This window comes from Streptomyces sp. Y20 (assembly GCF_043195475.1).
Lineage (GTDB): Bacteria > Actinomycetota > Actinomycetes > Streptomycetales > Streptomycetaceae > Streptomyces.
On sequence record NZ_JBIDDP010000024.1, the window covers coordinates 1 to 25,521 of the forward strand.

Annotated in this window: 27 protein-coding genes; 16 read left to right on the forward strand and 11 right to left on the reverse strand. The window is 71.4% G+C overall.

What is annotated here, in order from left to right:
• Nucleotides 1-292 precede the first annotated feature (292 nt).
• Together ACGFT1_RS35320 and ACGFT1_RS35325 are read right to left on the reverse strand one after the other, a co-directional pair.
• Complete coding sequence (locus ACGFT1_RS35320; protein ID WP_373913083.1) at nucleotides 293-577, reverse strand: hypothetical protein; 285 nt, start codon at nucleotides 575-577, stop codon at nucleotides 293-295.
• 211 nt (nucleotides 578-788) lie between these two features.
• A complete protein-coding gene (locus tag ACGFT1_RS35325; RefSeq protein WP_373913084.1) occupies nucleotides 789-1,268 on the reverse strand; it encodes a hypothetical protein in 480 nt (159 codons plus the stop codon).
• A gap of 446 nt (nucleotides 1,269-1,714) precedes the next feature.
• Here ACGFT1_RS35325 and ACGFT1_RS35330 point away from each other — a divergent pair, with 446 nt between their 5' ends.
• A complete protein-coding gene (locus tag ACGFT1_RS35330; RefSeq protein WP_373913085.1) occupies nucleotides 1,715-2,515 on the forward strand; it encodes a hypothetical protein in 801 nt (266 codons plus the stop codon).
• A 53-nt stretch (nucleotides 2,516-2,568) separates the two neighbouring features.
• Nucleotides 2,569-2,847 carry a hypothetical protein gene (locus tag ACGFT1_RS35335; protein WP_373913086.1) on the forward strand — a complete coding sequence of 93 codons (279 nt, stop codon included), beginning with the start codon at nucleotides 2,569-2,571 and terminating at the stop codon, nucleotides 2,845-2,847.
• 406 nt (nucleotides 2,848-3,253) lie between these two features.
• On the opposite strand, the gene ACGFT1_RS35340 is transcribed toward ACGFT1_RS35335, so the two are convergent.
• Entirely contained in the window at nucleotides 3,254-4,009 is a 756-nt protein-coding gene (locus ACGFT1_RS35340) for a chaplin (protein ID WP_373913087.1), read from the reverse strand.
• Between the two features lie 262 nt (nucleotides 4,010-4,271).
• Here ACGFT1_RS35340 and ACGFT1_RS35345 point away from each other — a divergent pair, with 262 nt between their 5' ends.
• Entirely contained in the window at nucleotides 4,272-4,511 is a 240-nt protein-coding gene (locus ACGFT1_RS35345) for a heavy-metal-associated domain-containing protein (protein ID WP_373913088.1), read from the forward strand.
• 86 nt (nucleotides 4,512-4,597) lie between these two features.
• Nucleotides 4,598-6,856: a heavy metal translocating P-type ATPase gene (locus tag ACGFT1_RS35350; RefSeq protein ID WP_373913089.1), complete on the forward strand. Its 2,259-nt coding sequence runs from the start codon at nucleotides 4,598-4,600 to the stop codon at nucleotides 6,854-6,856.
• A gap of 613 nt (nucleotides 6,857-7,469) precedes the next feature.
• Here the strand turns inward: ACGFT1_RS35350 and ACGFT1_RS35355 are convergent.
• Nucleotides 7,470-8,759 carry a citrate synthase gene (locus tag ACGFT1_RS35355; RefSeq protein ID WP_356816484.1) on the reverse strand — a complete coding sequence of 430 codons (1,290 nt, stop codon included), beginning with the start codon at nucleotides 8,757-8,759 and terminating at the stop codon, nucleotides 7,470-7,472.
• A gap of 133 nt (nucleotides 8,760-8,892) precedes the next feature.
• Nucleotides 8,893-11,214, reverse strand: coding sequence for an ATP-dependent RecD-like DNA helicase (locus ACGFT1_RS35360; RefSeq protein ID WP_373913090.1), 2,322 nt, complete (start codon nucleotides 11,212-11,214; stop codon nucleotides 8,893-8,895).
• A 54-nt stretch (nucleotides 11,215-11,268) separates the two neighbouring features.
• Between ACGFT1_RS35360 and ACGFT1_RS35365 the strand changes: the two genes are divergently transcribed.
• Nucleotides 11,269-11,772, forward strand: a complete 504-nt coding sequence (locus tag ACGFT1_RS35365; RefSeq protein ID WP_373913091.1) for a hypothetical protein — start codon at nucleotides 11,269-11,271, stop codon at nucleotides 11,770-11,772.
• Between the two features lie 4 nt (nucleotides 11,773-11,776).
• Here ACGFT1_RS35365 and ACGFT1_RS35370 read toward each other — a convergent pair whose 3' ends face one another.
• Both ACGFT1_RS35370 and ACGFT1_RS35375 read right to left on the reverse strand, forming a co-directional pair.
• Nucleotides 11,777-11,962 carry a DUF397 domain-containing protein gene (locus ACGFT1_RS35370; RefSeq protein ID WP_373913092.1) on the reverse strand — a complete coding sequence of 62 codons (186 nt, stop codon included), beginning with the start codon at nucleotides 11,960-11,962 and terminating at the stop codon, nucleotides 11,777-11,779.
• 8 nt (nucleotides 11,963-11,970) lie between these two features.
• Entirely contained in the window at nucleotides 11,971-12,807 is an 837-nt protein-coding gene (locus ACGFT1_RS35375; protein WP_373913093.1) for a helix-turn-helix domain-containing protein, read from the reverse strand.
• 203 nt (nucleotides 12,808-13,010) lie between these two features.
• Here ACGFT1_RS35375 and ACGFT1_RS35380 point away from each other — a divergent pair, with 203 nt between their 5' ends.
• From ACGFT1_RS35380 to ACGFT1_RS35390, 3 genes are all read left to right on the forward strand, one after another.
• Nucleotides 13,011-13,421: an ATP-binding protein gene (locus ACGFT1_RS35380; RefSeq protein WP_373913094.1), complete on the forward strand. Its 411-nt coding sequence runs from the start codon at nucleotides 13,011-13,013 to the stop codon at nucleotides 13,419-13,421.
• Nucleotides 13,422-13,454: 33 nt separating this feature from the next.
• Complete coding sequence (locus ACGFT1_RS35385) at nucleotides 13,455-14,363, forward strand: hypothetical protein (protein WP_373913095.1); 909 nt, start codon at nucleotides 13,455-13,457, stop codon at nucleotides 14,361-14,363.
• Nucleotides 14,364-14,430: 67 nt separating this feature from the next.
• A complete protein-coding gene (locus ACGFT1_RS35390) occupies nucleotides 14,431-14,709 on the forward strand; it encodes a hypothetical protein (RefSeq protein WP_373913096.1) in 279 nt (92 codons plus the stop codon).
• A gap of 6 nt (nucleotides 14,710-14,715) precedes the next feature.
• Here the strand turns inward: ACGFT1_RS35390 and ACGFT1_RS35395 are convergent, their stop codons facing one another.
• Nucleotides 14,716-16,188, reverse strand: coding sequence for a protein kinase (locus ACGFT1_RS35395; RefSeq protein ID WP_373913097.1), 1,473 nt, complete (start codon nucleotides 16,186-16,188; stop codon nucleotides 14,716-14,718).
• Between the two features lie 234 nt (nucleotides 16,189-16,422).
• Between ACGFT1_RS35395 and ACGFT1_RS35400 the strand changes: the two genes are divergently transcribed.
• The 5 genes from ACGFT1_RS35400 (at nucleotide 16,423) to rbsD (ending at nucleotide 22,325) form a co-directional block, all read left to right on the forward strand.
• Nucleotides 16,423-17,478 (forward strand): LacI family DNA-binding transcriptional regulator, encoded by a 1,056-nt coding sequence (locus ACGFT1_RS35400; protein ID WP_373913098.1) that lies wholly within the window; start codon nucleotides 16,423-16,425, stop codon nucleotides 17,476-17,478.
• Nucleotides 17,475-19,013 carry a sugar ABC transporter ATP-binding protein gene (locus ACGFT1_RS35405; RefSeq protein WP_373913099.1) on the forward strand — a complete coding sequence of 513 codons (1,539 nt, stop codon included), beginning with the start codon at nucleotides 17,475-17,477 and terminating at the stop codon, nucleotides 19,011-19,013. The genes ACGFT1_RS35400 and ACGFT1_RS35405 overlap by 4 nt, the downstream gene beginning before the upstream one ends.
• On the forward strand, nucleotides 19,003-20,952 hold the full coding sequence (locus ACGFT1_RS35410; protein ID WP_373913100.1) for a substrate-binding domain-containing protein: 1,950 nt from the start codon (nucleotides 19,003-19,005) through the stop codon (nucleotides 20,950-20,952). The genes ACGFT1_RS35405 and ACGFT1_RS35410 overlap by 11 nt, the downstream gene beginning before the upstream one ends.
• A gap of 84 nt (nucleotides 20,953-21,036) precedes the next feature.
• On the forward strand, nucleotides 21,037-21,939 hold the full coding sequence (locus ACGFT1_RS35415; protein WP_373913101.1) for a ribokinase: 903 nt from the start codon (nucleotides 21,037-21,039) through the stop codon (nucleotides 21,937-21,939).
• On the forward strand, nucleotides 21,936-22,325 hold the full coding sequence (rbsD, locus tag ACGFT1_RS35420) for a D-ribose pyranase (RefSeq protein ID WP_373913102.1): 390 nt from the start codon (nucleotides 21,936-21,938) through the stop codon (nucleotides 22,323-22,325). The genes ACGFT1_RS35415 and rbsD overlap by 4 nt, the downstream gene beginning before the upstream one ends.
• Nucleotides 22,326-22,347: 22 nt before the next feature.
• Here rbsD and ACGFT1_RS35425 read toward each other — a convergent pair whose 3' ends face one another.
• Complete coding sequence (locus tag ACGFT1_RS35425) at nucleotides 22,348-22,638, reverse strand: hypothetical protein (RefSeq protein WP_373913123.1); 291 nt, start codon at nucleotides 22,636-22,638, stop codon at nucleotides 22,348-22,350.
• An 8-nt stretch (nucleotides 22,639-22,646) separates the two neighbouring features.
• Nucleotides 22,647-22,877 carry a hypothetical protein gene (locus tag ACGFT1_RS35430; RefSeq protein ID WP_373913103.1) on the reverse strand — a complete coding sequence of 77 codons (231 nt, stop codon included), beginning with the start codon at nucleotides 22,875-22,877 and terminating at the stop codon, nucleotides 22,647-22,649.
• Nucleotides 22,878-23,005: 128 nt separating this feature from the next.
• On the opposite strand from ACGFT1_RS35430, the gene ACGFT1_RS35435 reads away from it, so the two are divergent.
• The 3 genes from ACGFT1_RS35435 (at nucleotide 23,006) to ACGFT1_RS35445 (ending at nucleotide 24,701) form a co-directional block, all read left to right on the forward strand.
• Nucleotides 23,006-23,830: a Scr1 family TA system antitoxin-like transcriptional regulator gene (locus tag ACGFT1_RS35435; RefSeq protein WP_373913104.1), complete on the forward strand. Its 825-nt coding sequence runs from the start codon at nucleotides 23,006-23,008 to the stop codon at nucleotides 23,828-23,830.
• Entirely contained in the window at nucleotides 23,817-24,047 is a 231-nt protein-coding gene (locus ACGFT1_RS35440; RefSeq protein ID WP_373913105.1) for a DUF397 domain-containing protein, read from the forward strand. Before ACGFT1_RS35435 ends, ACGFT1_RS35440 begins: the two co-directional genes overlap by 14 nt.
• 66 nt (nucleotides 24,048-24,113) lie before the next feature.
• Nucleotides 24,114-24,701, forward strand: coding sequence for a GNAT family N-acetyltransferase (locus ACGFT1_RS35445; protein ID WP_373913106.1), 588 nt, complete (start codon nucleotides 24,114-24,116; stop codon nucleotides 24,699-24,701).
• Here ACGFT1_RS35445 and ACGFT1_RS35450 read toward each other — a convergent pair.
• Entirely contained in the window at nucleotides 24,694-25,491 is a 798-nt protein-coding gene (locus ACGFT1_RS35450) for a sugar phosphate isomerase/epimerase family protein (RefSeq protein ID WP_373913124.1), read from the reverse strand. The genes ACGFT1_RS35445 and ACGFT1_RS35450 overlap by 8 nt on opposite strands.
• Between the last annotated feature and the right edge of the window lie 30 nt (nucleotides 25,492-25,521).

Below are 25,521 nucleotides of genomic sequence, written 5' to 3' on the forward strand. Positions count from 1 at the left end.
GTAGGCGGAGCCGGCACCCAGGAGCCCGACGCTCCCGAGCGCGACGACGAGGACGGCAGCCGTGCGAAGCTTGCGCATGTCATCTCCAGTGAATCGTGGGGGTGTGATCTGCGAACGATCGAGGCCGTGCGATCACCGAAGGACGTGATCCCGAACGGCCGGAAGGATCCAGCGGCGCGCCGGGAGAGAGTCCTCCCGACGTCGCGAGCGGACATCACCGGTCCCCGGCGCCGCGCCTCGGCCCGGCGCCGGGGACCATGTGTTGTCCGACGCCTCAGCGTCGTTCAGAGCCTCAGAAGGCGCTGTTGTTGCAGCCCTGGGTGGAGCCGATGTCGGTCGCCTGGGCGCCCGGGTTGCCCTCGCCGTTCAGCGCGTTGCCCAGCAGGCCGTTGAGGATGCCGACCTCGCCGAGGACGTCGACGTTCAGGTCGTGCGAGCGGCAGTTGCTGGTCTGCGTGACGCTGAAGTTGTCGCCGTGGTCGCCGCTCTTGCCGTCGCCCGCCTGGGCCGTGCCGCCCGCGAGGCCGATGGTGCCGAGCGCGGCGACGAGAACGGCAACGGTGCGAAGCTTGCGCATGTCATCTCCGATGAGTTAGTGGGTTCGGTCCGTGACAGACCGACTTCCTACAGTCACGGAGACTAGTACGAACCCATCCAAACCGGACAGCGACGCGCCGAGTGTGTTGATCGTGAAGCAGAAGCAACCGGGATCCGTATCGCCTGCGGACGCACTTCGCCGGCGCGCGATCCGCCGGCGGTCGGTGCCGGGCGTCGAGGCCGGCCGGCCGCTAACGCTGCTGCTGCGCGCCGGCGAGGGAGTTCGCCTGGCTGTTGGCCTGGGTGCAGTCGACGCCCTTGGTCTCGGACGCGGCGAGCAGGGCGATCGGGACGTTCGCGTCGAGCAGGGTCTGCGGGCTGCACTCCTGGTACGGACGGAACAGGTTGTACTGGTTCACCGGTCCGCCCTGCGCCGACTGCGGGGCCGGCGGAGAGAGTTGCGGAGAGAGCTGCGGGTTCAGCTGGGGGTTGATCTGCGGGGCCACCTCGGCGCCCCGCTGGGGCGCCGCCTGCGGCGTGGCCGCGGAGCCGTAGGCCTGCGTGGTCGCCTGGGAGGAGGCGGCCGAGTCGGCCTGGGCGTCCGACTGTGAAACGGGAGCCGGCGCCGTCCCGGTGTGGGCGGGGGTGACGGCGGAGCTGGGGCCGGCACCGACGGCGGACAGGCCGCCGGCTGCCGCGACGACGAGCGCGACCTTCTGAAGCTTGCGCATGGGATTCTCGGCCCTTCATTGACCTGTGCACGAAACCTGGCGAATTGCCGATGCTGCAACGCGGTTGTCGCTTCTTGCTGCCCTGCGACTGCGATGCCATCGCTCTCGGCCCGTGGGGAACGAGGTGAACGCGGACCCGGATACGGGCGCCCGGCCGCGGGTCACCCATTTGACGCAGGGGCGCGCGGGTCGCCACGCGCGCCGGTCGAGGCAAATGGGTGACGGGTATGCGGATGCCGTGACCACAGCGCGCGAGCCCTCGTTCCAACGGGGAGAAGGCAGCGACCGTTGACCTGTGGGTGAGGGAATGGGCTGCCGGTTCCGAAACACAGTCCGCGCGCTGCTCACGCATCACCGCTGCTGCCGTGCAGCGGCAGTACCCCACCGTCTGCACGCGTGACCGCACCGCATGCAATGTTTTCAGGTATCGAAGGGCCGAGGGTTTCATGCGCAAGCTTCACAAGGCCGCGCTCGTCGTAGCAGCGGCCAGCAGTCTCTCCGCCATCGGCGCCGGCGCCGGCTATGCCGACGCTCCGGTCGGATATGGCAGTCCCGCTCCGGCGCCGGCTCCCGAGCACCCGGCTCCGCAGGCCGCACCGCAGCAGCAGACCGCGCCGGCGTACGCGCAGCAGGCCGCGCCGCAGCAGGCCGCTCCGCAGCAGCAGACCGGCTATGCCGCCGCCTCGGCCTCGTCGCAGGGAGCGGGACAGGCCAGCACCACGCCGTACCCGCAGCAGGCCGCACCCCAGCAGCAGCCCGCACCGGCATACCCCCAGCAGGCCGCACCCCAGCAGCAGCCCGCGCCGGTGTACCCCCAGCAGGCCGCACCCGCGCAGCAGGCTGCCCCGCAGCAGGCCGCACCGCAGCAGCAGACCGGCTATGCCACCGCCTCGGCCTCGTCGCAGGGAGCGGCGCAGGCCAGCACCACGCCGTACCCGCAGCAGGCCGCACCCCAGCAGCAGCCCGCACCGGCATACCCCCAGCAGGCCGCACCCGCGCAGCAGCCCGCGCAGGTCATGCCGCAGGTCGCCCCGCAGGTCGCCCCCCAGGTCACCGTGCCGCAGGCGTTCGGCCCACAGCCCCCGATGTGGGTCGCCCCCCAGGTGAACCCGCAGGTGAACCCGCAGATCAACCCGCTCGTCAACCCGCAGGTCACACCCGAGAGCGTGCCGCAGGTGACGCCGGTCGGCCTCGGGCAGGTCGCGGCGCCTCCCGTGGGGCAGCTGGGACTTCCCCGACTCGGCTGACGCTTCCCTCGATCGTCCGCAATCCCCACTCGATCTGTTTCAACGGAGAACCCATGCGCAAGATGCACAAGGCAGTCCTCGTGGGCGCCATCCTCGGCAGCGTCGGCTCCCTCGCCGGCAGCACCGCCGCCTTCGCTCACGGTGAGCCGGGGCACGACCTCGACATCAACCAGGGCATCGAGTGCCGCTCGCACGACATGAACATCGAGGTGATCGGCGGCATCAGCGCCCTCACCGGCCTGGCGGGCAACCTGCTGAACGGTGAGGGCAACCCGGGCGCGCAGCAGAGCCATCTCGGTTCGAACATGGGCTGCAGCAACCAGGCGTTCTGACTTCGCCACCCTTCGCTCCGGGCACGCACAGATCATTCCGGCGACGCCCTCACCGCCCTCGTCCGCGGTGTGTGGCCTCGCCGGCGGTGCGTGCCCTTCGAGTTTCGCGGCGCCCGCGGGCGCCGGTCCGGGAACGGCAGCACGCCGGACCCGGGGGCGGCCGTAGCCCGAGCGGTCCGGACGCGCCAGCGGGCCCCGGGAGGGACCGCTCTCCCTGCGCCCGCCCGAAAGGAACGCGACTCCTCGACGACGCCGCGCCACCGGAGGTCACGCGGCGATCGGCCGCGCTGCCGGGCAACCGCCACGCCGGCCCCGCCCTCCTTCGGACATGGTTGAGCGCTGCGGGTCCGGGATGTCGCGACGGACCCGCAGCGCTCGTCGGCACCGGGGCACGCCCGGTGCCGGGTCAGCGGATGTGACCGGGGGTGTAGCGGCGGTACAGGATCGCACCCGCGACAATGAGCGCGGCGCTGCCGGCAAGAGCGGGGGCCGTGAGGTCCGCTCCGGTGTGGGCCAGCGAGGGCGCCGCGTGGCGCGGGATGTGCGGAGCGGGGTGCGCCCGGACGGCAGCCGGGGGCCTGGGGGCCCGCGGCTTGGGAACCGTGGAGTGCGAGGACCGGCTCGAGTGGTCGCCGGAGCCGTTGACCGACTCGTTGCCGAAGACCGCGTTGCCCACGCCGACCACGTTGACACTGTTGCCGGACACGTTCACCGGCAGGTGCACCGGGACCTGGAGGTCGTTGCCGGAGAGCAGCCCCGGCGAGTTCGCGGTGCTGCCGTGCGCCGACGCCCCTCCGGAAGCGGCCGATCCGTCGCGCTCGGTCCCGACGGCGGTGTGCGCCGCGGTGCCCTTCCTCGCACTCCGAGCCCGCGTCGAGTCGCTCTTCACGGCACCGTCGGCCTTCGCCGAGCCGCCGTTCACACAGGTGTTGCCCGCGGCCGGGTTGAGCAGCCCCACGACGTCCACGGTGTTCCCGCAGATGTTCACCGGCGCGTGCACAGGGACCTGGACGGAGTTGCCGGAGAGCACACCGGGGGAGCCGGCCGCCGTGGCGTTGGCGCCGGCTCCCTCGGCCGCGAACGCGGCGGACACCGGCAGGGCTACGGCCATCGCGCCGGACGCGGCCACGGCGATCACGCCGTATCGGGTAGTCCGTCTCATGAGTTTCCTGCCTTCCTGACATCATCACGGGCACTCACCCGCACCACAGCAAACGCGGATGGGCCCATCATGGTTATGCTGTGTGCCCCATCAATTACTCTCCGTCAAGTCCAGGTGAGCGACTCCCCGCCGGCCGACGGGTCCCCGCGAGGAGCGGCCGGCACACCCCTCCCGCGAGGGGATACCCCCCAGGGGTACACTGGCGGCATGGGGTGCTCGGGTACCCCACCTACCGCGCCACGCCTCGACGAGGAGTTACGACATGACCGCCCACACCGACACCCCGGGCTCCGTCACCAGCGTCTACCAGGTGACCGGCATGAGCTGTGGCCACTGCGAGGGCTCCGTCTCCGGTGAGATCTCCCAGATCCCCGGCGTCACCTCCGTGCAGGCCGTCGCGTCGACGGGCGAGGTGACCGTCGTCTCCGACGCCCCACTGGACGAGGAGGCCGTCCGCGCCGCCGTGGACGAGGCCGGCTTCGAGCTGGCCGGCAAGGCCTGAGAAAAGGTCCCCCTCTCCCCCGACCGGCCGCGCCGACCAGCTGATACTGGATCCGTTCGGTCGAGTCCGATGTCTGGAGTCCGGACATGACCAGCACCACCGCAGCGACAGCCATAACCACGGACGCGGCCCACGAGGTCGAGCTGCTCATCGGCGGCATGACCTGTGCTTCCTGTGCCGCCCGGGTGGAGAAGAAGCTCAACCGGATGGACGGCGTCAGCGCCACCGTCAACTTCGCCACCGAGAAGGCACGGGTCGCCTACGCCGACGGCGTCGAGGTCGCCGACCTCATCGCCACCGTGGAGAAGACCGGTTACACCGCCGAGGAGCCGCCGCCGCCGGACCCGGCACCCGAGGCCGCGGACGGGCCGAAGCCGCCCGGCCGGGACCCCGAACTCGGCCCCCTGCGGCACCGCCTGCTCGTCTGCGCGCTGCTCGCGGCGCCCGTCGTCCTGTTCGCCATGATCCCGGCATTCCAATTCGACAACTGGCAGTGGCTGTCGCTGACGCTGGCCGCGCCCGTGGTCGTCTGGGGCGCCGCCCCCTTCCACCGGGCCGCGTGGACCAACGCCCGGCACGGCGCCGCCACCATGGACACGCTCGTCTCGGTCGGCACGCTGGCCGCGTTCGGCTGGTCGCTGTGGGCGCTGTTCCTCGGTGACGCGGGCATGCCCGGGATGCACGACGAGTTCCGCCTCACCGTCTCCCGCACGGACGGCACCTCCACCATCTACCTGGAGGTAGCCGCCGGGGTCGTCGCGCTGATCCTGCTCGGCCGCTACCTGGAGGCCCGCTCCAAGCGGCGCGCCGGTGCCGCCCTGCGGGCCCTGATGGAGCTGGGTGCCAAGGAGGTGGCGGTCCTGCGGGACGGCCGCGAAGTGCGCGTACCGGTGTCCTCCCTGGCCGTCGGCGACCGGTTCGCCGTCCGGCCCGGCGAGAAGATCGCCACCGACGGCACGGTGGCGGAGGGCGTCTCCGCGGTGGACGCCTCCATGCTGACCGGCGAGTCGGTGCCGGTGGACGTCGGCCCCGGCGACCGGGTCACCGGCGGCACCGTCAACGCGGGCGGGCGGCTGGTCGTCGAGGCCACCCGGGTCGGCGCGGACACCCAGCTCGCCCGGATGGCGAAGCTGGTGGAGGACGCGCAGAACGGCAAGGCCGAGGTGCAGCGGCTCGCCGACCGGATCTCCGCGGTCTTCGTGCCCGTGGTCATCCTCCTCGCGCTCGGCACGTTCGGCGTGTGGCTCGGCGTCACCGGGGACACGGCCGCCGCGTTCACCGCCGCCGTCGCCGTCCTGATCATCGCCTGCCCGTGCGCACTGGGTCTGGCCACCCCGACCGCGCTGATGGTCGGCACCGGCCGCGGCGCCCAGCTCGGCATCCTGATCAAGGGACCCGAGGTGCTGGAGTCCACGCGCCGCGTCGACACGGTGGTCCTCGACAAGACCGGCACGGTCACCACCGGCCGGATGAGCCTCCAGGCGGTGTACGTCGCCGACGGCGAGGACGAGAAGGAGCTGCTGCGGCTCGCGGGCGCCCTGGAGCACGCCTCCGAACACCCGGTCGCGCGCGCGATCGCCGCGGGCGCCGAGGAACGCGCCGGCGCGCTTTCGGCGGCCGACCACTTCGAGAACGTGCCCGGACGGGGGGTACGCGGGCGCGTGGACGGCCGTGAGGTGGCCGTGGGCCGCCTCTACGACGACCTTCCCGAGGAGCTGGCCCGCGCGGCCCGCGAGGCCGAGCGGGAAGGCCGTACGGCCGTGGTGGCCGGCTGGGACGGGCGGGCACGCGGCGTACTCGCGGTGGCCGACACGGTCAAGGAGACCAGCGCCGAGGCGGTTCGCGCGCTGCGCGGGCTGGGACTCACGCCGGTGCTGCTCACCGGCGACAACCGGACGGTGGCCGAGGCCGTCGCCCGGACCGTCGGCATCGACTCCGCGGACGTCTACGCCGAGGTGCTGCCCGAGGACAAGGTGGACGTCGTACGGCGGCTCCAGCGCGAGGGCCGGTCCGTGGCGATGGTGGGCGACGGCGTGAACGACGCGGCGGCGCTCGCCACCGCCGACCTGGGCCTCGCCATGGGCACCGGCACCGACGCGGCGATCGAGGCCGGCGACCTGACCCTGGTGCGCGGGGACCTGCGGGTGGCCGCCGACGCGATCCGGCTCTCACGCAGGACGCTGGCCACCATCAAGGGCAACCTGGTGTGGGCCTTCGGCTACAACGTCGCCGCGCTGCCGCTGGCCGCCGCGGGACTGCTGAACCCGATGATCGCCGGTGCCGCGATGGCCTTCTCCTCGGTGTTCGTGGTGACCAACAGCCTGCGGCTGCGGACCTTCCGGTGAACCGGCTCGGCGGAACCGGCACAGATTGCCCGTGACCGAAACGGACATGCCCCTGGAGTCCGGCGCGCACCTCACATAAGCTCTTCACAAGGCTCGCGCATCTTCCTTACGCTTGGGACCCGATCGACGTATCGGGCCTCTTGCGCACCTAAAGGACATATGCAAGAGACGCACATCACAGTGATGCGAACGTAACCCTCGAAGGGCTTCGAAGGTCTAAGTTGGCGATGTCGGACCAGCGTCTTGGGGGGCGCTGACCGGCATCTGAGGATGTCTTGGGGGACTTCCTCAGAGTTGCGTTGCCGGGGCACGTACACCGGGGAGCTTTGAGCGGCCCTCCCAGCGTGCGTTGTCCCGGCAGACCGCACCGCATCACCGGAGCAGGACGGGCTGGGCCCGTCCTGCTCACAGACAGCGGTTCAGGCGCTGTCCTCTCCGAGCGCCCGGCCGGATCCCGTGGGGGGAATCCGCACCGGGACATGGGAAGGCGCCCTGGTCGTCGGCCCGTGGGGGGACCGGCGTCCTGGGGCGCCTTCCGTCTGTCTTACGGCTGTTCCCTCCCGCCGGTGACGCGGGGCCCGCCGGTCCGGCAGGCCCCGCCCGTCCGGTCGGTTCAGCGCTCCTCGACCGGCACGAAGTCGCGCTCGACGACACCCGTGTAGATCTGGCGCGGGCGGCCGATGCGGGAACCCGGCTCCTTGATCATCTCGGTCCACTGGGCGATCCAGCCCGGCAGGCGGCCGAGGGCGAACAGGACCGTGAACATCTCGGTCGGGAAGCCCATGGCCCGGTAGATCAGACCGGTGTAGAAGTCGACGTTCGGGTACAGCTTGCGCTCGACGAAGTAGTCGTCGGACAGCGCGTGCTCCTCGAGCTTCAGGGCGATGTCGAGCAGCTCGTCGTCCTTGCCCAGCGCGGAGAGCACGTCGTGGGCGGCGGCCTTGATGATGCGGGCGCGCGGGTCGAAGTTCTTGTAGACCCGGTGGCCGAAGCCCATCAGGCGGACGCCGTCCTCCTTGTTCTTCACCTTGCGGATGAAGGTGTCGACGTCGGAGCCGGAGTCGCGGATGCCCTCCAGCATCTCCAGCACGGACTGGTTGGCGCCACCGTGCAGCGGGCCCCACAGGGCGCTGATGCCCGCCGAGATCGAGGCGAACATGTTGGCCTGCGAGGAACCGACGAGGCGGACCGTGGAGGTCGAACAGTTCTGCTCGTGGTCGGCGTGCAGGATGAGCAGCTTGTCCAGCGCGGAGACCACGACCGGGTCCAGCTCGTAGTCGTCCGCCGGCACCGAGAAGGTCATGCGCAGGAAGTTCTCGACGTAGCCGAGGTCGTTGCGCGGGTAGACGAACGGGTGGCCGATCGACTTCTTGTACGCGTACGCCGCGATCGTCGGAAGCTTCGCGAGCAGCCGGATCGTGGAGAGGTCGCGCTGCTTCTCGTCGAACGGGTTGTGGCTGTCCTGGTAGAAGGTGGACAGCGCCGAGACGACCGAGGACAGCATCGCCATCGGGTGGGCGTCGCGCGGGAACCCCTTGTAGAAGTTCTTGACGTCCTCGTGCAGCAGGGTGTGCCGCGTGATGTCGTTCTTGAACGTCGTCAGCTCGTCGACGGTGGGCAGCTCGCCGTTGATCAGCAGGTACGCCACCTCGAGGAAGGTGGAGCGCTCGGCCAGCTGCTCGATGGGGTAGCCGCGGTAGCGGAGGATGCCCGCCTCGCCGTCGAGGTAGGTGATGGCGCTTTTATAGGCGGCCGTGTTGCCGTAACCGCTGTCCAGAGTCACCAGACCGGTCTGGGCGCGGAGCTTCCCGATGTCGAAGCCCTTGTCGCCGACGGTGCTGCCGACCACCGGGTAGGTGTATTCGCCGTCGCCGTACCGCAGTACTACAGAGTTGTCGCTCACGTCTTCCCTCACCGACGTAGTGCCTCATCTTCGAGGTGCCCTGACTGTCTCTACCATCCCCCATTTGGCTCAGGAGAGTGCACTCGGGGTCGACCATTGGGCCTATTGGCGGCACTCAGTGCCGTCAACCTGCTCATCCTGCCCCCTCCCCGGGGCATCCGGTAGTGCTCTGTGACCTTCGTGACTCATTTGATCGATCATTTTTTCCGAGAAGCCGGTGGTCCAGGGCCGTGCAGCGCCGTCCGGCCGACACCGTGCGCACCGCCTGGCCGATCGCCCGGCGCGAACCGACGAGGACGACCAGCCGTTTCGCCCGGGTGACCGCCGTGTAGAGGAGATTGCGCTGGAGCATCATCCATGCCCCGGTGGTGACCGGAATCACCACGGCGGGATATTCACTCCCCTGCGAACGGTGGATGGTCACCGCGTACGCGTGGGCCAGTTCGTCCAGTTCGTCGAACTCGTACGGCACCTCCTCGTCCTCGTCCGTCAGCACCGTCAGGCGCTGGTCGACCGGTTCGAGGGAGGTGACGACGCCCACGGTGCCGTTGAAGACGCCGTTCTTCCCCTTCTCGTAATTGTTGCGGACCTGGGTGACCTTGTCGCCGACGCGGAAGACCCGGCCGCCGAACCGCTTCTCCGCCAGATCGGGCCGCCCCGGCGTGATGGCCTGCTGCAACAGCCCGTTCAGCGCCCCCGCGCCCGCCGGCCCCCGGTGCATCGGCGCGAGCACCTGCACGTCCCGGCGCGGGTCCAGCCCGAACTTGGCCGGAATCCGGCGCGCAGCCACGTCCACGGTGAGCCGGCCGGCGGCCTCGGTGTCGTCCTCGACGAAGAGGAAGAAGTCCTTCAGCCCGTCGGTGAGCGGCTGCTGCCCCGCGTTGATCCGGTGCGCGTTGGTGACCACGCCGGACTGCTGGGCCTGCCGGAAGACCCGGGTGAGCCGGACGGACGGGACCGGGCTGCCGTCGGCGAGGAGGTCACGCAGGACCTCCCCGGCACCCACGCTCGGCAACTGGTCCACGTCCCCGACGAAGAGCAGATGCGCGCCCGGCGGTACGGCCTTCACGAGCTTGTTGGCGAGCAGCAGGTCCAGCATCGACGCCTCGTCCACGACGACCAGGTCGGCGTCCAGCGGCCGGTCCCGGTCATAGGCCGCGTCGCCCCCCGGCCTCAGCTCCAGCAACCGGTGCACGGTCGAGGCCTCCGCGCCGGTCAGCTCGGCCAGCCGCTTGGCCGCGCGGCCGGTCGGGGCGGCCAGCAGCACCTTGGCGCGCTTGGCCCGGGCCAGCTCCACGATCGAACGGACGGTGAACGACTTGCCGCAGCCCGGCCCGCCGGTCAGCACGGCCACCTTCTCGGTCAGCGCGAGCCGCACCGCGGCCTTCTGCTCGGGTGCCAGGTCGGCACCGGTGCGTGACGCCAGCCAGCCCAGGGCCTTGTCCCACTCGACGTCCCGGAAGGCGGGCATCCGGTCCTCGTCCGTCCGCAGCAGGCGCAGCAGCTGCGAGGACAGGGACAGTTCCGCCCGGTGGAAAGGCACCAGGTAGACCGCGCTGACAGGCTCCGGGTCGCCGTCGGGCCCGGGCACCCGCTCCCGTACCACCCCCGGATCGGCGCCGTCCTCCGGCTCCCGGCCCAGCTCCGCGAGGCACTCGATGACCAGCCCCGTGTCGACCTGGAGGAGCTTGACCGCGTCGGCGATCAGCCGCTCCTCCGGCAGGAAGCAGTGCCCCTGGTCGGCGGACTGCGACAGCGCGTACTGCAAACCGGCCTTGACCCGCTCCGGGCTGTCGTGCGGGATGCCGACCGACTGGGCGATCTTGTCGGCGGTGAGGAAGCCGATGCCCCACACGTCGGAGGCGAGCCGGTATGGATGGTCCTTCACCACGGAGATCGACGCGTCGCCGTACTTCTTGTAGATCCGCACGGCGATCGAGGTCGACACCTCCACGGTCTGGAGGAAGAGCATGACCTCCTTGATCGCCTTCTGCTCCTCCCAGGCGTCGGCGATCTTCGCGGTCCGCTTGGGCCCGAGCCCCGGCACCTCGATCAGCCGCTTCGGCTCCTCCTCGATGACCCGCAGCGTGTCCACCCCGAAGTGCTGGGTGATCCGGTCGGCGAACACCGGCCCGATCCCCTTGACCAGCCCCGAGCCCAGATAGCGCCGGATGCCCTGGACGGTGGCGGGCAGCACGGTCGTGTAGTTCTCCACATGGAACTGCTTGCCGTACTGCGGATGCGACCCCCAGCGCCCCTCCATGCGCAGGGACTCCCCCACCTGGGCCCCGAGCAGCGCGCCGACCACGGTGAGCAGCTCCCCGGCGCCTCTGCCGGTGTCGACCCGGGCGACCGTGTAGCCGTTCTCCTCATTGGCGTACGTGACGCGCTCCAGCACGCCGTCGAGCACGGCGAGACGCCGCTCACCCGTGGGGTTCCCCGCCTGGTTGGACATGATCCGACGGTACCGGTGCGCTCTGACAGCGGCCCACTGTTACTGTGCCTGCCCGTGATCGACTCCGGCACCCCCGACGCCCGCCAGGACTTCTACGACCGCATCGTGGCCGCCACCGCGGGCACGCGGTACCGGCCGCGCCGGACCGTGCCGGGCTTCGACCTGATCGTGGACGTCCCCGGGTCGCCCCTGGCCGCGCGGCGGATCAGCCAGGTGCACACCTACCGGGTCGTACTGCACCCGGAGGACCGGCGCTTCTCCATGACGGACATCGTCCGCACCGTCGAGTACGAGGCCGGCCTCGGCCAAGTGCGCACCAGCAAGACGGTGTCCTCCGGCCGGAACGTGTACGCCACCTGGAGCCGCAGCCTCGACGGCACGCAGCGCCACTCCTTCTCGTCCGCCGCCGGCCACCGCCTGATCCGGGGCGTGGCCCGGGAACTGGGCTGGCAGGAGATCCGCCCCACCAGCGCCAGGGCAGCTCTGGCCGCGGGCCTCTTCGGCGGTCTCATAGCCCTGGGCACGCTGATCGCCCTTGCCGTGGTCTTCCTGTTCTGAGGCTTCAGGAAGCCTTCAGCCCGTCGAGGAACGTGACGAAGACGGAGACCGGGAAGGTGAGGGTGGCCCGGGAGGGGGCCTTCGAGTCGCGGACGGCTATGCGGGTGGGGGAACTCGCTATCTCGACGCAGGCGTTGCCGTCCCCCTCGCCGGAGTAGGACGACTTCCGCCAGTTCTCGGGGGTGGTCATGGGATGCCTCACAACTCCTTCGCCAGCACGTGCAGGAAGTCGCGCGACCGGTCGGGCCCCAGCGACACGGCCTCCACCATACGGAAGCGGGTTCGATAGGCGGTGAGCTGCGCCTCCGAATCGACGAAGACCGAGCCATGGGGCGCGTCCCGCACGACCGTGTCCAGCCTGGGCAGCGGGCCACCCGCGTAGGTCATGGCACTCGAAGCCCTCGCGAAGCCGTCCAGGTCGAAGGGGATGATCCGCACGGTGATGTGATCCGCGTCGGAAAGCTGCAGCAGGCGGGTGAGTTGCGCCTTCGAGGTGGTGCGATCACTGACTCTGATACGTAGCGCCGCCTCATGGATCACTGCTTCGTACGGGATGGCGGCCTGCTGGCGTCTCATGCGGTGCTGGATGCGCCACTCCAGCTCCTCGGCCGTAAGCGCCGGCACGCGGGCCGAGAAAACGGCGCGTGCGTACTCCTCGGTCTGCAACAGGCCCGGCACGAAAAGCAGCGCGACCTCTCGGAGGAACCCGGCGTGGTGCTCCAGCTCGGCCAGATCCAGGAACGCCGTGGGCAGGAGGCCCCGGTACTCCTCCCACCAGCCGCGCGTACGCTCGGTGGCCATGGTGACCAGGGAATCGATGAAGTCCGCATCCGTGCAGTCGTAGTGGGATGCGAGACGACGCAATCGCTTCTCGCTGACGCCCGCGATGCCGGACTCGATCTGACTGATGACCGGGGCGGTGACGCCGAGCAGCCCGGCGGCTTCCCGGGCCGTGAGTCCCGCCGCCTCGCGGAGCCTGCGCAGCTCGACCGCCAGCCGCAACTGACGGGCGGTCGGCTCGCTCCTCAACGCCATCGCCGGCTCCTCCCAAGACCCCCGTGGGCACGACTCTTTCGGCGTCACATTACGCGACCGGCTTGCGGCGTTTAAACAATTAGCCCTACCGTCGGTGATGTAACGCGCACACAGCGGAAGCACATCGCTCCGCCCTGCCACGGCGGCCGCGACATGCCACCGCAACGCCCGAATCCCCCAACAGTGACCGGAGTTGATGACCCATGCCCGAAAGCGAGTCCTGGGACTACACCCTTTACATCCCGAACGACCTCAGAGCCGTCACCGTCTGCCGCCGCACCCTGCGCCTGATCCTGACGGTGCACGGACTGATCGGCCTGGTGGACACCGCCGAACTGCTCGCGGCGGAATTGGTGTCGAACGCCGTACGGCACACCGAGGGACCGGCCGCGCTACGGGTCCGCCGGTCACCGGAGGGCCCGGTGTGGATCGGGGCGTGGGACACGGACCCCGCGCCGCCTCCGCCACCCCGACCGCTGGAGCAGGCGGTGGACCTGGAGGAGGGGCGCGGGCTGGGGCTGGTGGTGGCTTGTGCGGAGTACTGGGGGTGGCAGCCGTCGGCCCGGTTCGGGGACCGGGGGAAGTACGTGTGGTGCGAACTTGTGGCGGCCTAGCTCGTTGATCACGTCGTACGGAAAGGAGAGCTGATGGTCGGCTCGTCGCACGAGGCACTGCACCGGATCTTCCAGAAGGATCCGGCCCTGCTGACGCGAGCGTTACAACGAGTGCTGCACGTACCGTTTCCCGAGCCCAGGGAGATCGCGGCGCTGAACGTGGACCTCACCGAGGTCGAACCGGTCGAACGCCGGGTGGACACGCTGCTCCGGGCGGAGACCGACGAGGGGACGTACCTCCTCGTGGTCGAGTCCCAGGGGAAGGTGGACGACCGCAAGCGGGGCAGCTGGCCGTACTACCTGTCGTACTTGTACGAGAAATACCGCTGCGAGCCCGTGCTCATCGTCATCACCCAGAGCAGCAACACCGCACGGTGGGCGTCCCGGCCGATCCGGCTGGGCTTCCGGGACTGGCACTCGCTGACGGTGCGTCCCCTGGTCATCGGCCCGGACAACGTACCGCTCATCACCGACGAGCGGCAGGCCGAACGGGACGTACCCCTCGCGGTGCTGTCGGCGATGACACACGGGCGTGGCCCGCAGGCGCCCGCCATACTGGAATCACTGGCATCCGCCCTGCGGACCATCGACCCCGACAGTGCCGCGGTCTTCGTGCAGTTCGTCGACTCCTGCCTGGCCGACGCCCAGGCGAAGCAGATGTGGAGGGACCTGATGACGGCAATCCAGTACTTCTGGCGCCACCCGCTGGCCGAACAGGTACGCGAGGAAGGCCGGGAAGAGGGGGTGGAGATCGGCCAGGAATTGGGCCGCATCACGGAACGTCGGCAGGCGGTCCTCAACACCCTCGAATGGCGCGACATCCCGGTACCCGACCCCGTCCGCGAACGGGTGAACTCCTGCACGGACCTCGACCAACTCCGGGTCTGGGCCCAGCGCGCCGTACAAGCCACCGACGCGGCGGAGTTGTTCGCCGGAGAGTGAAAGGCCGTCGGGCCGTGGCTCAGTCCGGCCACGGCCCTCGGAACGCGCGGACGCGGAGGCTCCGACGATGGCAATCCAGTACTTCTGGCGCCACCCGCTGGCCGAACAGGTGCGCAAGGAAGGGCGAGAACAAGGGCTGGAACAAGGGCGAGAACAAGGGCTGGAACAAGGGCGCATCGAGGAACGTCGACAGACGGTACTCAACGCCCTGGAATGGCGCGGCATCCCGGTACCCAGCCCCGTCCGCGAACGGGTGAACTCCTGCACGGACCTCGACCGGCTCGGGATGTGGGCCCGACGTGCAGTGCAAGTCACCGACGCCGCGGAGTTGTCCGCCGGGGAGTGAGGCGGGTTACTTCTTCTTCCCCTTCCCCTTCCCCGGCTTCCCCGGCGCCTCCTTGCCCTTCTCGGCCTTCTCCGGCTTGCCGGGCTTCTCCGGCTTGCCGGCGTGGACGTCGGCGGGCCGCGGCTCGGTCCTGGGCGGCGTTGCCGGGTGGGACTTCCTCGTGACCTGTGCGTTCGGTGTGCCGACGGTGGCGGAGTGCCGGGCGGCGGCCGGGGTGCCGGGGGCGTTCGTGTCGGCGGCCGGCTTCCGGCTCGTGGTGGGGTCGACGCTCCGGTCGAGCGCGGCGTTGCGGAGCCGTACGGCGGAGGTATCGCGGGTGGGGGACGTCGGAGCCGTGGGTCCGGGCGCGCTTCCGGCGGGGGACGCGTCCGGGTGCTCGGCCCGCGCGGAAGGGGTATCGGCGGCCCGTGTCGCTCCCGCGCCGCTTCCCTGATGCGAGAGGCCGTCGGAGACGGTGAACGCGGCGGCCGTGACAGCGGCGAGCGCGGCCACTCCACTGGCCACCATCCTGCGCCCCCGTGCGGGCGCGCCCTTCCGGCTGGGCGTGTCCTCGGCTTGCGGCGGATGCGGGTGCGTGACGTCGGCCCTCGCCGGCGCCTCGGCGGGCACCATGCTCGTGACGTCGGCCGGGAACGTGACGGGCCGCGAGTCGGCCGTACCGGCGACGGCGGCCAGTGTTCCGGCGCAGTCGCGTGCCGACGGCCGGTCCTGCGCCTCCAGCGCGGTCATGTCCCGCAGCAGGGAGGCGAGTTCGTCCGGCAGACCGCCGGGCAGCTCGGGCGGGCGGTGGAGTCGCGCGATCGCGGCCTCCAGGGGGCCACCGTCGTATTCGAGCCTGCTGGTGAGGCACTCCAGGAGGACCAGTCCGAGGGCGTAGACATCGGCGGCCGGGCCGACGGACTGACCGAGCACCTGCTCGGGCGACAGGTAGGCGGCCGTGCCGATGAGGGTGCCGGTCGCGGTGCGGGTGGTGGCGTCGAGCAGCCGGGAGATGCCGAAATCGGTCAGGTGGGGGCGCCCGGACGCGTCCAGGATGATGTTCGAGGGCTTCACGTCGCGGTGGACGACCCCCGCCTCGTGCGCGTGGGACAGGGCCAGGGCGAGATCGGCACCGAGCGCGGTGGTCTCGGCGGGGGCCACGGGGCCCGCGGCGATGCGCGCCTTCAGCGTGGGGCCTTCGATCAGCTGCATGACCAGGTAGGCGCGGCCGTTGTGCCGTCCGGCGTCGTAGACGGTGACCAGGCCGGGATGGTGCAGCCGGGCCAGGATCACGGCCTCGCTGTCGAGGCGGTCCTCCATGCCGAGGTCGGCGTCGGTGCGGAAGACCTTGACCGCCACCGGCCGCTTCAGGCGCAGGTCGTAGCCGCGGTGCACGTCGCCCGCGCCGCCCGAGCCGATGACCGCGTCCAGACGGTACCGCCCGCCCAGCACCTCCGTGGCGCACCGGGACAGCGCCAGGGCCGGCCGGCTGAGCCTCATGTCATCTCCCTCTGTGTCGCGTACCGGGGCGGGCGTCCTCACCGGGAGGGGCCCGAGCCCGCGTACCCGCGAGAGGCCGGCGTACCCCTGTGTCGATCCTCCCGCATCTCCGGCCGGGCTGGTCACGATTGGGTTTCGGCCATCCCCACCCCCTTGCTCCGCGATCGTGTAATCGATTCCAATGCTCCCCACAGCAGTCGTGTAAACGATTCCACGAGGAGGTGGAGGCGGCTCATGGCGAGCATCAAGGACGTCGCCGCCGCGGCCGGGGTGTCCGTGGCCACGGTGTCGCGGGTCCTGAACGCGCACCCGTCGGTCAGCGCGGACGCACGGGCGCGGGTGCTGGCCGCCGTCGACGCCCTCGGCTACCGGCCCAACGCGGTCGCCCGGTCCCTGCGCACCGACCAGACCCACACCCTCGGGCTGGTGATCAGCGACGTGCTGAACCCCTACTTCACCGAGCTGGCCCGTTCCGTCGAGGAGGAGGCCCGCGCGCTCGGCTACAGCGTGATCATCGGCAACGCCGACGAACGGCCCGAGTTGCAGGACCACCACGTGCGCAACCTGCTGGACCGGCGCATCGACGGGCTGCTCGTGTCGCCGACCGACGGAGGGTCGCCGCTGATGCTGGACGCCGTCCGCGCGGGGACCCCGATGGTGTTCGTCGACCGGTGGATCCCGGGCGTGGACGTGCCCGTCGTGCGGGCCGACGGGCGGGCGGCCGTCCGGGACCTCGTGGCGCATCTGTACGGGCTCGGGCACCGCCGGCTCGCGATCATCGCGGGGCCGGCGGCCACCACCACCGGCAGTGAGCGGGTCGAGGCCTTCCGGGCCGCCCTCGCCGAGTACGGGGTTCCACTCCCGGACTCCTACATCGGCCAGGGCGACTTCCAGGCGGAGAGCGGGCGGCGGGTGACCGAGGGGTTCCTGGATCTCCCGCAGCCGCCCGAGGTCGTCTTCGCGGCCGACAACCTGATGGCGCTCGGCGCGCTGGACGCCGTACGCGCGCGTGGGCTGCGCGTGCCGGACGACATCGCGCTGGCCGCGTTCGACGACATCCCGTGGTTCGTGCACACCGACCCGCCGGTGACCGCGATCGCCCAGCCGACCGGCGAACTGGGGCGCGCCGCCGTACGCGCGCTGGCCGACCGGATCGAGGGGCGCGCCCCCCGGTCCGTCACCCTGCCCGCCCGGCTCGTCGTGCGCCGCTCGTGCGGTGCGCCGGCCCGGCCCCCACAGTCCCCCTCCCCAGTGCGAAGGAGCACGTCAGTGCAGAGGAGCACGCCGTGAGCGACCCGGACGAGTTGCTGCGCATCGAGGGCATACGCAAGACCTTCCCCGGCGTGGTCGCGCTCGACGGCGTCGACTTCGACCTGCGCCGGGGCGAGGTGCATGTGCTGCTCGGTGAGAACGGCGCCGGCAAGAGCACCCTCATCAAGATGCTCTCCGGTGCCTACACGCCCGACGCGGGCCGGATCCACGTCGGCGGCCGGGAGGTGCGCATCCAGGGCGCCCAGGACGCCGAGCGGCTCGGGATCGCCACCATCTACCAGGAGTTCAACCTGGTCCCGGACCTGACCGTGGCCGAGAACATCTTCCTGGGGCGGCAGCCGCGCCGCTTCGGGATGATCGACCGCAAGCGGATGGAGGCCCGGGCGGGCGAGCTGCTGGAGCGCGTGGGCGTCGACGTCTCGCCCCGCGCGCGGGTGCGGGACCTCGGTATCGCGCGGCTCCAGATGGTCGAGATCGCCAAGGCGCTCAGCGTCGACGCGCGCGTGCTGGTCATGGACGAGCCGACCGCCGTGCTCACCTCCGAGGAGGTGGAGAAGCTGTTCGCCATCGTGCGCTCGCTGCGCGCGGACGGTGTCGGCATCGTGTTCATCACCCACCACCTGGAGGAGATCGCCGCCCTGGGCGACCGGGTCACCGTCATCCGGGACGGCAGGAGCGTCGGGCAGGTGCCCGCCACCACGGCCGAGGACGAACTCGTCCGGCTGATGGTGGGGCGGTCCATCGAACAGCAGTACCCGCGGGAACGGCCCGAGCGGGGCGCCCCGCTGCTGTCCGTGGAGGGGCTCACCCGGGACGGGGTCTTCCACGACGTGAGCTTCGAGGTGCACGCCGGCGAGGTCGTCGGGGTCGCGGGGCTCGTGGGCGCAGGCCGGACGGAGGTCGTGCGGGCCGTCTTCGGTGCCGATCCGTACGACCACGGGGTGGTGCGCGTGTCGGGCGGGCGGCTCAGGCGGCACGACGTGAACGCGGCGATGGCCGCCGGGATCGGGCTCGTGCCGGAGGACCGCAAGGGCCAGGGGCTGGTGCTGGACGCCTCCGTCGAGGAGAACCTCGGGCTGGTGACGCTGCGCTCCGCGACCCGGGCCGGGCTGGTGGACCGCAAGGCGCAGCACGCGGCGGCCGGGCGGATCGCCGGGCAGCTGGGCGTGCGGATGGCCGGGCTCGGGCAGCAGGTGCGGACCCTGTCCGGCGGCAACCAGCAGAAGGTCGTCATCGGCAAGTGGCTGCTGGCCGACACCCGGGTCTTGATCCTCGACGAGCCGACGCGCGGTATCGACGTCGGCGCGAAGGTCGAGATCTACCAGCTGATCAACGAACTGACGGCCGCCGGGGCCGCCGTCCTGATGATCTCCAGTGACCTGCCGGAGGTGCTCGGCATGAGCGACCGGGTGCTGGTCATGGCCCAGGGCCGGATCGCCGGTGAACTCGCCGCCGGCGAGGCCACCCAGGACGCCGTCATGGCGCTCGCCGTCTCCGCTCCCACCCCCACCTCCACCCCCGAGACCGAGAAGGAGGCCACCCGTGGCCACTGACACGCTCAGAAGCACGACGGGCGCGAGCAGCGCCCCGGGCGGCCTGCGCCGGCTGCTCCTCGACAACGGCGCGCTCACCGCGCTGATCGTCCTCGTCGTCGCCCTGTCGGCGCTGTCCGGCGACTTCCTGACGACGGACAACCTGCTGAACATCGGTGTCCAGGCGGCCGTCACGGCGATCCTCGCCTTCGGTGTCACCTTCGTGATCGTCTCCGCGGGCATCGACCTCTCCGTCGGCTCGGTGGCCGCGCTGTCGGCGACCGTGCTGGCCTGGAGCGCGACGCAGCACGGCGTGCCGGTGGTCCTCGCGGTCGTCCTCGCCGTCGCCACCGGCGTCGCCGCCGGGCTGGTGAACGGTTTCCTCATCGCCTACGGCAAGCTGCCGCCGTTCATCGCGACGCTGGCCATGCTGTCGGTGGGACGCGGTCTCGCCCTGGTGATCTCGCAGGGCTCCCCCATCCCCTTCCCCGGCTCGGTGTCCCACCTCGGCGACACCCTCGGCGGCTGGCTGCCGGTGCCGGTGCTGGTCATGGTGGCGATGGGGCTGATCGCCGCCCTGGTGCTCGGACGGACCTACATCGGCCGGTCGATGTACGCGATCGGCGGCAACGAGGAGGCCGCGCGGCTGTCGGGGCTTCGGGTGCGCAAGCAGAAGCTCGCGATCTACGCCCTGTCCGGGGTGTTCGCCGCGGTCGCCGGTGTCGTGCTGGCCTCCCGGCTGTCCTCGGCGCAGCCCCAGGCCGCCGACGGCTACGAGCTGGACGCCATCGCCGCGGTCGTCATCGGCGGCGCCTCCCTGGCGGGCGGCACCGGCAAGGCATCCGGCACGCTGATCGGCGCGCTGATCCTGGCGGTGCTGCGCAACGGCCTGAACCTGCTGTCGGTGTCGGCGTTCTGGCAGCAGGTCGTGATCGGTGTCGTGATCGCGCTGGCGGTGCTGCTGGACACCGTGCGCCGCAAGGCCGGGGCGACCCCGGTGGCGGCCGGGACGGGCGGGCCCAAGGGCAGGCAGGCGGTGACGTACGGGCTCGCGGCCGTGGTGACCGTGGCGGTGGTCGGCGCGACCTCCTTCCTGCACGGCGGCTCCCCGTCCTCGGCGGAGCCGCGGATGGGCCTGTCCCTGTCGACGCTGAACAACCCCTTCTTCGTGCAGATCCGGGCGGGCGCCCAGGCCGAGGCGAAGAGGCTGGGCATCGACCTCACCGTCACCGACGCCCAGAACGACGCCTCCCAGCAGGCCAACCAGCTGCAGAACTTCACCAGTTCACGACTGGGCGCGGTCATCGTCAACCCGGTGGACTCGGACGCGGCCGGCAACTCGGTCAAGGCCGCCGACCGCGCGGGCATCCCGGTGATCGCCGTGGACCGGGGCGTCAACAAGGCGTCCGTCGACGCCCTGGTGGCCTCCGACAACGTCGCCGGCGGTGAGCTGGCCGCGAAGACGATCGCCGAGAAACTCGGCGGCAACGGCAGGATCGTCATCCTCCAGGGGCAGGCGGGCACCTCCGCGGCCCGGGAGCGCGCGCAGGGCTTCGCGAACGGGCTGAAGGCCTACCCCGGCATCCGGGTGCTGGCCCAGCAGCCCGCCGACTTCGACCGCACCAAGGGCCTGGACGTGATGTCGAACCTGCTCCAGGCCCACCCCGACGTGCAGGGCGTCGTCGCCGCGAACGACGAGATGGCCCTCGGCGCGATCAAGGCACTGGGCTCCAGGGCCGGCCGGTCCGTGCAGGTCGTCGGGTTCGACGGCACCCCGGACGGACTGACCGCGGTCAAGGACGGCACGCTGTACGCGTCGGTCGCCCAGCAGCCGGCCCAGTTGGGGCGGACCGCCGTGGACAACGCGCTGAGGGCGGTCCGGGGCAAGAAGGTGGAACCGATGGTGAAGGTGCCGGTGAAGGTGGTCACGAAGCACAACGTGGCCGGCTTCGGCGGCTGACACGGACGCGGGGGCGGACGGCCGTGCCGGGCGAGGAGCCCGGACGGCCGTCCGCCCTACAGCCATTCACAGGGGAGTCAACAGATGTACGACTACGACCTCCTGGTCGTGGGATCGGCCAACGCCGACCTGGTGATCGGTGTCGAGCGGCGGCCGGCCGCCGGCGAGACGGTGCTCGGCGGCGACCTCGCCGTCCACCCGGGCGGCAAGGGCGCCAACCAGGCGGTCGCCGCCGCCCGGCTCGGCGCCGCCACGGCCCTGCTGGCGCGGGTCGGTGACGACGGGCACGGCCGGCTGCTGCTCGACTCCCTGCTCAGGGCCGGGGTCGACACGGTGGGTGTCCTGGTGGGCGGCGCGCCGACGGGTGTCGCGCTCATCACCGTCGACCCCTCCGGCGACAACAGCATCGTGGTGTCGCCGGGCGCCAACTCGCGGCTCACGCCCGGGGACGTCCGGGCGGCCACGAGCCTCTTCCACGCGTCCCGGGTGGTCTCGGCGCAGCTGGAGATCCCGCTGGAGACGGTCGTGGAGGTGGTCCGCGCCCTGGCGCCCGGCAGCCGCTTCGTGCTGAACCCCTCTCCCCCGCGTGAGCTGCCCACGGAGGTGCTGGCGGCCTGCGATCCGCTGATCGTCAACGAGCACGAGGCGCGGGTGGTCCTCGGTGACGCGTGCGTGAGCGAGGACCCCGCGGACTGGGCCCGGCTGCTGCTGGCCAAGGGCCCTCGCTCGGTGGTGGTGACGCTGGGCGCCGAAGGTGCGCTGGTGTGCGACCGCTCCGGGGTGACACGGGTGCCGTCGGTGCGGGTGGAGGCGGTGGACACGACCGGTGCGGGTGACGCCTTCACCGCGGCCCTGGCCTGGAGGCTCGGCACGGGTGCCGCACCGGCAGAGGCCGCGGCCTACGCCGCCCGGGTCGGCGCGGCGGCAGTGACACGGCGGGGCGCGCAGCAGTCCTACCCCACGGCGGAGGAGGTCGAGGCCCTGTGAAGAAGGCCGGCATCCTCAACCGCCACCTGTCCGGAGCCCTCGCCGAACTGGGGCACGGGGACGGGGTGCTGGTGTGCGACGCGGGCATGCCCGTCCCGGACGGCCCGCGGGTGGTCGACCTGGCGTTCCGCGCCGGAGTGCCGTCGTTCGCCGAGGTCCTGGACGGCCTGCTGGCCGAGCTGGTGGTGGAGGGCGCGACAGCGGCGGAGGAGGTTAGGGAGGCCAACCCGGCGGCGGCGGCGCTGCTGGAGTCCCGCCTCCCCGGCCTGGCCCTGGTCCCGCACGAGCGGCTGAAGGAACTGTCGGCGCGGGCCCGCCTGGTGGTGCGCACCGGCGAGGCCCGGCCGTACGCCAACGTGCTGCTGCGCTGCGGCGTGTTCTTCTGAGGGGCTGCCCCAGGGCCGCCGTTCAGTCCGGCCGGCCCAGGCGCGCGCCCCTGCTCTCCGCGACGCGCCTGACATCGCGCAGGGACTCGCTGAGCCGCCGGGCCAGGTAGTGCAGCTCCTCACCGGTCAGCCGATGTGCGGCGAGGAGTTCGGCGGCGTGTTCCAGCAGCGCGTCCGCCATGCCGAGCTGCACGCCCTCGATCTGGTCGGCGAGCCGGGAGACGTACCCCGTGCCGTCGCCCAGGAGATAGCAGGGTTTTCCCTCCGTGCCGGTCCAGGGGAGCAGGCGCCCGCTCGTCGCGGGATCGGGCATCAGGTCGTTCACGCGCAGGTCTCCACGCGATCGAGGTAGGGGCGGACCAGCGGGCTGTCCTCGCCGCGCAGGGGGGCCTCGCCCCTGCGGTACGCCGTGGGACCGCCGACGTACCGGCACGAGTACGGGTACGCGTAGGCCGACGGGGGCGGTGCGGGTGCCCCCCGGCGCCGTCGCCCTCGGGCGGGCAGGAGCAGCCGGAACAACGGCTCCAGCAGCCGGGCCAGGAAATGCGTCATGACAGCCTGCTCTCTCACCTGCGGTGACTGCGTTCTGTGGCGAATCACTCACAGCGTGGGGTCGGCGGTGGCTAGGCTGCCAGGGGCGGGGAGTTGACATCGGGCCTGTCAGCAAGGGAGTTGGCCGTATGAGCGAGGACCACAGGCCGCGAACGCCGCGCGAGAAGTACGGGGAGGAGTTGCGGCTGCGCCGGACGGCGGCCCGGCTCACGCAGGAGAAACTGGGCGACCAGGTGGTCTGCTCGCCGACCCTGATCAGTCACTACGAGGCGGGCAGGCGGCTGCCCAAGCCGGACGACGCCCGGCGTATCGACCAGGCGCTCGGGACGGACGGGTTCTTCGCCCGGTGGCTGGAGGATCTGGAGACGAAGTACACCGACCACTTCGCGGTCGTTGCCGAGCTGGAGCAACAGGCCGCCGTCATCCAGCAGTTCGCACTCACGCTGGTTCCGGGCATCTTGCAGACCGACGACTACGCGAGCGCCCTCTTCCGCGCCTACAGGCCGAACTACACGGCCGCGGAACTTGACGAGTTCGTCGTCATCCGAACAAACCGTCGCCGTGTTCTGGAGAGGCCGGCACGGCCGGTCGTCTGGACGCTGCTGGACGAGGGTGTCCTCCGCCGCCGTGTCGGCGGCCCCCGGGTCATGGCGGAGCAGCTGCGGCGTATCGCCGACATGGCCGACGCGGGGCAGTTGCGCCTTCACGTCCTGCCGTACGAAGTCGGCGCACACGCCCTCTTGCAGAGCCTGCTCACACTGATGGCTTTCGAGGACTCGGCGCCGGTCGCCTACGTCGAAGGTTTCGTGACGGGGAACCTGATGGATGATCCGGCCCTGGTGACAGCCAGCCAGACGGCCTACGCTCTGGCCCTGAGCGACGCATTGTCGCAGCGGGAGTCACTGGCCCTGGTCAGGGCAGCAGCGGAGGAACACGCACATGGTCAGCACTGAGCACGCCGTCGTCGACTCGTCCACTCTCACCGGGTGGTACAAGTCGAGCCGCAGTGGCGGCGACCAGGGCGAGTGCCTCGAAGTCGCCCGTGGCCACGCCGCCGTGCCCGTGCGCGACAGCAAGGCGGGACCCTCCGGTCCGGCGGTGCTCTTCTCCGCGGGCGGCTGGGCGAACTTCGTGGCCGCCGTGAAGCGGGGGCAGCTCCAGGAGGGCTGACGCGTTGCCAGGCCGCGCCGGTAAAGCCGTTGAACCGCCCGACCCGCTCCAGGCATGCTCCACCCTGTGCATACCTACCTGGAGACCGAGCGACTGACGCTCCGCCGCTTCACCACCGACGACGCCGACCTGCTGATCGAGCTGGACGGTGACGCCGCGGTGATGCGCTATCTGACCGGGGGCCACCCGACCGACCCGGACGTCGTCCGCGAGCGCCACCTGCCGAACATCATCGCCGGCTACGAGAGATGGGGCGGCGACCTCGGACTGTTCGCCGCGCACGAGAAGGACGGCGGCGCGTTCATCGGCTGGTTCTGCCTGCGTCCCGAGCCGCAGGGCCCGCTGGACGAGGTCGAACTCGGCTACCGGCTGCGGCGGGCGGCTTGGGGCAAGGGGTATGCCACCGAAGGCTCGCGGGCCCTGCTGGGCAAGGCGTTCACGCAGCTGGGTGTGCGCATGGTCTGGGCTGAGACGATGGCCCTGAACCACGGTTCGCGCAACATCATGGAGAAGCTCGAGATGACGCTCGCGGGCACCATCCCCACTCCCCCCGACATGGAGATGGTCGAGGGCTCCGAGCACGGGGGTGTGCGGTACGAGATCACCCGGGAGCAGTGGCTCCTCACCGTGTCCGGCGGCACCGCACTCAGGTGACGTGGGTGACGAAGCGTGCCGCCGTCTCGGCCAGCACCTCCCGGCCGTCCCGGGCCCACAGGCCGTCGTTGAAGAGTTCGACCTCGATCGGGCCGGTGTAGCCGGCGGCCTCCACGTGACCCAGCCACTCGCGCATGTCGATCGCGCCGTCGCCGAGCTGGCCGCGGCCGTTGAGGACGCCCTCGGGCAGGGGCGTGGTCCAGTCGGCGAGCTGGAAGGCGTGGATGCGGCCCGCCGCGCCGGCGCGGGCGATCTGTGCGGGGGCCCGGTCGTCCCACCAGACGTGGTAGGTGTCCACGGTCACGCCCACCTGATGCGCGGGGAAGCGTTCGGCTAGGTCCAGGGCCTGGGCGAGGGTGGAGACCACGCAGCGGTCGGCGGCGTACATCGGGTGCAGGGGCTCGATGGCGAGGCGCACACCGTGGCCCTCGGCGTACGGGCCGAGTTCCGCCAGGGCGTCGGCGATCCGCTCCCGCGCGCCGTGCAGGTCCCTGGAGCCGGCCGGGAGGCCGCCGCAGACCAGCACCAGGGTGCCGGTGCCGAGGACGGCGGCCTCCTCGACCGCCCGGCGGTTGTCGGCCAGGGCCGCCGCGCGGGCCGCCGGATCGATCGCCGTGAGGAAGCCGCCCCGGCACAGGGTCGTCACCGTCAGACCGGCGTCGCGCACCAAGCCGGCCGCCGCCTCGACCCCGTACGCCTGGACGGGTCCGCGCCACAGGCCCACCTGGGAGACGCCCGACTCGGCGCAGGCCGCGACGAGTTCGGGGAGGGTCAGCTGCTTCACGGTCATCTGGTTGACCGAGAAGCGTTCGAGGCCGCT